This window comes from Paenibacillus sp. PCH8, assembly GCF_002968835.1.
Lineage (GTDB): Bacteria > Bacillota > Bacilli > Paenibacillales > Paenibacillaceae > Paenibacillus.
This window is the reverse complement of the sequence record NZ_PKQK01000012.1, coordinates 1-7156: the sequence shown is the minus strand read 5'-3', so window position 1 is coordinate 7156 and position 7156 is coordinate 1. Positions and strand designations below refer to the sequence as shown.

Genomic DNA, 7156 nt, shown 5'->3' with positions numbered 1-7156 from the left:
CGCATCTTCCCGGCCTGAAGGATCCCTATCAGGTGATCTCTGAAGTCATGAATAAGGGTGAGGCACGTCAATATCTGATGTTGGGCATTGCCTCAGCCATGTCGGAGATGAATTATATTGTTCTGTTACCTGAGGAAGATATGATGCGTAACCTCCCGTTCTTCCAGCAAATTATTCGCCTGCTTCCCATTGGAGCGGCCGTTATTTTGATTACTGCACTGATCTTTCTGCGTCAGCTATTGTTCCGTCCGATGAATTCACTGATTCGAGGCATGAGAAGGGTGAGCCGCGGAGATCTCGATGTAAGGCTGGAGCCGCCATCATCCTCGGAACTGGAGTTTATGACCCGAAGCTTCAATCAGATGACCAGTGAGATTCGGCATCTGAAGATTGATGTGTACGAGGAACAATTGCGGACTCGTGAGGCGGAGTTCAAACAATTGCAGATGCAAATTAATCCTCACTTTTATCTGAATTCACTCAATATTATTCATAGTCTGGCTTCCTTGCAAAAGCATGATCTGGTGCAGCAGATGGCTGGCCATCTAGCCGATTATTTCAGGTTCAGCCTGCGTGCAGGCAAACGTGTTATTCGTCTGGATGAAGAGCTCGAACATATTCGTCATTATTTGGAAATCCAGAAGTTGAGGTTTCCAAGCAGGTTGGATTTTAAACTGAATATTGAATCGGATCTGGGACAGTATGTGATTCCTCCATTAACGATTCAGCCCTTTGTGGAGAATGCCATTATTCACGGATTTCAGCATCGAACGCAACCATTTGTCATTCGTATCGTGGCGAGTCACGGGAAGATGTTATCCGGCCAAGTCGATGATTCGGTGCTTCAACTCAGGATTGCGGACAATGGTGTCGGATTTGATGAGGAATTGCTGGAGCGTCTTCAGCAGGGACAATACGCTGAAGATCCGGGTGGACAGCATATCGGGATATGGAACGTGGCTCATCGGCTACTCGTGAAATATGGTGATCAAGCCAGTTTGCAGTTTAGAAATGAGGCGGATCACGGGGCTACGGTCATCATTGATTTACCCGCTCAGACCGAAGAGGAAGAAGGGGGAACCTATGAGGAACCTGTTGATCGTGGATGATGAAGTGTATGCATTACAAGCGATGGTGGAAGGCGTTGACTGGCGCGCGGCTGGGATTGACCAGGTATTCAGTGCATGTGATGCCGAAGAGGCAAGAAAGGTCCTGAAGGCAAGCACAATAGATATCATGATCTGTGATATTGAGATGCCTGGCGAGACAGGGCTTGACCTGCAGAGCTGGGTATTGAAACATGATCCCGGTATACTGACCATTTTCCTGACAGGCCATGCGTTGTTCAATTATGCACAGACAGCAATCAAGCTAAACAGCTTTGATTATCTATTAAAGCCAGCTCCGTCGGATCAATTGATCAAGGTGGTAACCCAGGCGGTGGAGAAGATCAAGGTTGGGGAGCAACGTACCCGTACCAATGAGGTATATGAGACCGTATACAAACGGTGGAAAACCCACAAACCGCTGCTGACAGAACGCTTCTGGAAAGATGCCATCTCGCAGCGTATCACGTTAACCAATCAGCGACTGCAAGAACTCGCAGAATTATATGGTGCCGAGATTGATCCTCAGGCTCGTGTACTGCCTGTGGTGATCTCGGTAGAGGAATGGGTTCGTGAATTTGATTTGCGTGACGAAGAAGTGTTGGAGTATGCCCTTCGTAATGCAGGCAGGGAAATGTTACTTGGCGACAAACTTGGTGAAGTGTTTCAGGATCATAGTGGACTGAACATTGTGCTTGCTTACGAGCAAGACGGTATCATACCTGATGCTAACGAAGTGGCACAACGTTGTCAGGTGTATATCAAGGAATGCGGAACGTATTTCTATTGTCGATTGTCCTGTTATGTAGGCGTTCCGGTAGCCGTGACTGAGCTGCAAGGCATGCTGAATGAACTGATGGATATGGAGCGACGCAACATCAAGGAGCTGGAGGAGGTCTTTGTCTACGATGAGCGAGGCAGAGATCAGGAGGATCGTTTTTTACCTATTCCATGGTTCTCGGAGTTATCCATCCTTTTTGAAACAGGTAAAGTCGGTGATTTGCGTGGACGGGTGGATGAGATCTTCGAATTGCTGGCCGCCGAGGAGGGATTATCTCCCGAGATGCTTCGCCTATATTACCATGCCATGCTGCATGTGGTTTATCCGCTGCTTCATCAGAAAAATGTGTCCGTACGCAGTCTGTACCCAGGTGAACGGGAGCCGGAAGAGAGTATGGTGACAAGGTCATTGCCGCAGTTGAAACAGTGGACGTCAGATTTGATTGATCGTGTCATCCCCGTGTTGTACCCGGACGATCATAGCCCGATGACCATTGTGGATCAGTTGTGTATTTATATTGAAACTCATATCGGCGAAGAGTTGATGCGAGAGGAACTTGCAGCTTTTGCGGGGTTCAATCCCGCCTATCTATCCCGTCTGTTTCGGAAGGAAAAGGGCATGTCCTTGTCCGAATTTATTCTACAGGGCAGGGTCGCCAAAGCGAAGACATTGCTCTCCCAGTCCACCGTTAAGGTGACGGATATCGCTGGTAAGGTGGGGTACTACAATTACTCGCATTTCACCAAAATGTTCAAAAAGTGCACAGGTATTACGCCACAGGAGTTCCGCAAACAGTCCCGTATCGTTTAATTCAGGCGCAGCATGCTGCGTCTTTTGCTTTTTTTGGATCTAAAGTCATAATTTGATGAGTCAACAGGTCACCACAGCAGATAGAGGTCTTGCACGCCCCGCCGTATACTTGAACCACAGGAGACGCACGGAGCTTCATCCTGAGGAAGAATTCAAGAGGAGTGAGGGAGAACAAGTTATGAAGACACAACCCCAGGCGGGTAAGGGAGTACGGATATCGGAAATACCGGAAGGAACCGTCCGGAAGCGCAAGTCTGTGTGGCACAATCTTGGTAAATTCAAGGTTCTGTATCTCATGTTCTTGCCAGGGATCCTGTTTCTACTGGTTAACAACTACATGCCGATGTTCGGCGTTCTGATCGCTTTCAAAAATGTAAACTATGCTGATGGTATTTGGGGGAGCCCGTGGAGTGGATGGGACAATTTCAAATATTTGTTCTCCACCAGTGATGCATGGGAAATTACTCGGAATACACTCGCGTACAACACGGTGTTTATTGCACTTAATCTCTCTGTAGGTGTGGGACTCGCCATTCTACTTAATGAAGTGAAGAACAAGGCGATGTCCAAGTTATATCAATCACTCATGCTATTGCCGTATTTCCTTTCCATGATTGTGGTCAGTTATCTGGTACTGGCTTTCCTGGGCAGGGACTCAGGCTTCATGAACTCAACCATTCTGCAGATCTTCGGTGGACAACCGATCGATTGGTATTCTGAACCGAAGTATTGGCCGTATATTTTACCAATCGTGAACACGTGGAAAAATATTGGATATTATGCCGTCATTTATCTGGCAGCAGTCGTAGGTATCGATGAAGAATACTATGAAGCTGCTGTGCTGGATGGAGCAACTAAATGGAATCAGATCCGTTTCATCACGATTCCGTTCCTCGTACCGTTGATTGTCATTATGACGTTATTGCAAATCGGTCGTATATTCTATGCAGACTTCAGCTTGTTCTATCAGGTTCCACTGGAATCAGGAGCGCTGTTCCCTGTAACGAACGTACTGGATACCTATGTATATCGAACGTTCCTTATTGGTGGAGATATCGGGATGTCATCCGCAGCAGGACTATATCAAGCGATCGTCGGATTCGTATTGGTTCTTGTATCCAATACCATCGTAAGGCGAATGGACAAAGATAATGCATTATTTTGAGAGGAGGCAAGTCAGCTGTGAAATCACGTGATCCACTAGCCGTATCGAAGCGTTCAGCATCCGTCATTCATGCGATGTTTCTATTCTACGCCATTGCCTGTATCGTGCCGATCCTGCTTGTCTTCGCCATCTCATTCTCGGACGAGACAACAGTTATTGCGAATGGATATAAACTTATTCCAGAGAAGTTCAGCCTGACGGCCTATGAGTTTCTATTCAGAGATATGGATCAGATCCTTCATTCCTATGGTATATCCTTTATCGTTACCGTCGTAGGTACGATTACAAGTGTTGCACTAACAGCGTTGTATGCCTATCCGCTATCGCGGAGGGATCTGCCTTATCGTGGATGGTTCGCCTTTTTCATCTTCTTCACGATGCTGTTCAATGGGGGGCTGGTACCTTGGTACCTGGTCTACGTCAACATATTGGATCTGAAGAATTCCATTCTCGCACTCATTATGCCGCTGTTGTTATCCCCATTTTTCGTATTGGTCATGCGTACATTCTTCGCGAACTCCATTCCGGTATCCATTCTGGAATCAGCTCGGATTGATGGAGCAGGAGAATTGAGAACGTTTGCACGTATCGTGCTTCCCCTTTCCCTTCCAGTAATGGCAACCGTCGCGTTGTTCAGTACACTGAATTACTGGAATGACTGGTACCTTAGCATGATTTTTATATCGGATAACCGGACGATCAGCCTTCAGTACCTCATGTACCGTACGCTGCTCGATATTCAATATTTAACTACCAACTCCAACGTCTCTTCACAGATCTCGTCGCAGGGCGGATTGTTGAATCTGCCTAACAAAACATTGCAAATGGCGATGGCTGTTGTCGGTATTGGTCCCATTGTACTGGCATATCCATTCTTCCAGCGTTACTTCATTAAAGGTCTTACAGTTGGCGCTGTGAAGGGATAACTCCTGCCGGTTAGCGGAGTGGGCAAGGTAAATGAAGATGGACTGAAAGGGCATATATAGAAGTGGTTATCGGTTTAAATGCGAATTGGGGCAATCGGTTGTAGGGTTCAACACATGACAGGAGGGGTTTAATTGGTTAGATCGTTAAAAGTATGGTCACGTGTGATGGCAACAGCTATGGCGCTGAGCCTGGTGCTGGCAGGTTGCTCATCGGACAAAGGTGGAACAACTACACCTGGAGCCGAAGGCGGAGGAGCAAGTGAGAGTGGGGGCAAACCCTATGAAGTAACACTGTTCTACCCAGGTACACCACAGAAGGATGTCGCTCTGGTGGAAGCCGAGATCAACAAGAGAATGGAACCTAAGATCGGGGCTACGCTCAAGATCAACGCCATCGACTGGGGACAATGGGATAACAAGCTGAATCTCATGATCTCTTCGGGTGAAAAATCGGATATTATCTTCACAGCAGCTTGGCAGAACTACACGGTGAACGTAGCCAAGGGCGCATTTTTGCCACTGAATGATCTGTTGGATGCGCATGGTCAGGACATCAAGAAAAACCTGGACCCGGCCTTTCTGGAAGGATCTCAGGTAGATGGTGTGAACTATGGTGTTCCTACGAATAAGGAACTCGCTGCCACACGTGGTGTGTTGGTTCGCAAAGATCTGGCAGACAAGTATAAGCTGGATCTGACAGCAGTGAAGACCTGGGCTGATCTGGAACCACTGCTCAAAACCATTAAGGAAAACGAACCAGGCATCACGCCGTTCTATATGTCCAATACCAATGGTAACGGGCTGCTGGAGAATCTGGATTGGGATTACCTTGGAGATGCCTCGGTACCGGGCGTAATCTCCAAGACAGCAGGTGGAACTACAGTTCTGAACGAAGTGGAGACCCCAGAATTCAAGGAAGCCGCTGAACTCGCCCGCAAGTGGTATCAAGCGGGATATATCAACAGTGATGCTGCTACTTCCAATGTGTTCCCGAAAGACCAGGCGAAGGCTGGGAAAGCATTTCTCTGGACCGATGGCATGAAGCCAGGCAAGGATAAAGAAGAAGAAGGTTATGTGGGATTCCCGCTGACTCAGATTGAGATGACACAGCCGACGATTACGACGGGTGATGCATCTGGAGCAATGCTCGCAATCTCCCGTTCTTCGGAGCAGCCGGAGAAAGCGATGCAGGTGATTAACCTGTTGCATTCCGACAAGGAGATCAACAATTTGCTCAACTTCGGTATTGAAGGTACACATTTTGTGAAAAAAGACGGACAGGATAATATCATTACTCTTCCTGACGGTGTCGATGCCAACAGTCGTACCTACAATCCAGGTGCACAATGGCAGCTGGGTAACCAGTTCCTGAACTTCCTCTGGGATAACGAAGATCCACAGAAATGGGAGAAGTTCAAAGAGTTTAACGCCAAAGGTGTGAAGTCGCCAGCACTGGGCTTTACATTCAATAGCCAATCGGTCAAAAATGAAATTGCGGCAGTCAACAACGTAAACAAACAGTTCAAGCCGGGTATGACATCGGGCGCTGTTGATCCGAATGAGATGATCCCGAAATATCTGGAGAAATTAAAAGCAGCGGGAATTGACAAAATTATCGCTGCCAAACAAGAACAACTCCAAGCATTCCTTTCCAAGAAATAAATAATTAAATAAATGAATAGGACGTTTTCGGTGAGGAACCGAAGACGTTCTTTTTTTTGACTTGGATTTTTAATTATAATTAGGAAAAATATGATATAATCAGGTGGTTGATTGGGGGTGTTCGTATGTCGAGGACCAGACTTGTGTTCTCAGCGGCTTTATTGCTTTTTGCTATCATCTTTACGTTTAACCACCATCTTGGTTTTTCGGTTGGAGATACATTGTTATCAGCAATAGGTATATCACCATATACCAAATCATATTTAAGTGGTGTACATATCACACTCTTCCTCGGACTGGGAATCTTCGCGTGCGGATTCTATCTTACACGCAAAGAGATTGCACGGTCGTTACCAGGCCTCGCGAAATGGTTATGGGTACTTGTTCTAGTGATCGTTCTCAGTTATTCATTCATGACGGATAAACTGATGTATATTGCGAAATGGGGAGCGGACGGCATTCATGGTATTTCCTATGTTCAAAATACTAGCTCGTGTACTTATGATGTGCTGGACGATGGAGAAGCCCGGGCCACTTGTGAATTGACACTCAAAAATTACAGCGGAGCATCTGTAGCGGCAATGCTTTTACCTGATTTGGCCAGCAGTTACTGGAACCAGGATGACCCGCTATATGTATCCTTGCAATCGGTCCGACTACAGCCGATACATATTGAGATTGGACCACAAGAAACGTTTACAGGGAA

The 7156-nt window shown here is 46.8% G+C and carries 6 protein-coding genes; all 6 read left to right on the top strand.

From position 1 onward, the window contains the following. The coding region (locus tag C0Q44_RS29780; protein WP_219845210.1) for a sensor histidine kinase at nucleotides 1-1109 on the top strand (1109 nt) is incomplete at its 5' end. Beyond that, nucleotides 1084-2697, top strand: coding sequence for a response regulator transcription factor (locus tag C0Q44_RS29775; protein WP_181151227.1), 1614 nt, complete (start codon nucleotides 1084-1086; stop codon nucleotides 2695-2697). The genes C0Q44_RS29780 and C0Q44_RS29775, both read left to right, overlap by 26 nt. A 178-nt stretch (nucleotides 2698-2875) precedes the next feature. Further along, nucleotides 2876-3862 carry an ABC transporter permease gene (locus C0Q44_RS29770; protein ID WP_181151226.1) on the top strand — a complete coding sequence of 329 codons (987 nt, stop codon included), beginning with the start codon at nucleotides 2876-2878 and terminating at the stop codon, nucleotides 3860-3862. Nucleotides 3863-3879: 17 nt separating this feature from the next. Further along, nucleotides 3880-4788: a carbohydrate ABC transporter permease gene (locus C0Q44_RS29765; protein WP_105410733.1), complete on the top strand. Its 909-nt coding sequence runs from the start codon at nucleotides 3880-3882 to the stop codon at nucleotides 4786-4788. A 132-nt stretch (nucleotides 4789-4920) separates the two neighbouring features. Further along, nucleotides 4921-6450, top strand: a complete 1530-nt coding sequence (locus tag C0Q44_RS29760; protein ID WP_105410732.1) for an ABC transporter substrate-binding protein — start codon at nucleotides 4921-4923, stop codon at nucleotides 6448-6450. A gap of 125 nt (nucleotides 6451-6575) precedes the next feature. Continuing rightward, on the top strand, nucleotides 6576-7156 hold a 581-nt coding region (locus C0Q44_RS29755; RefSeq protein WP_146113533.1), incomplete at its 3' end, for a hypothetical protein.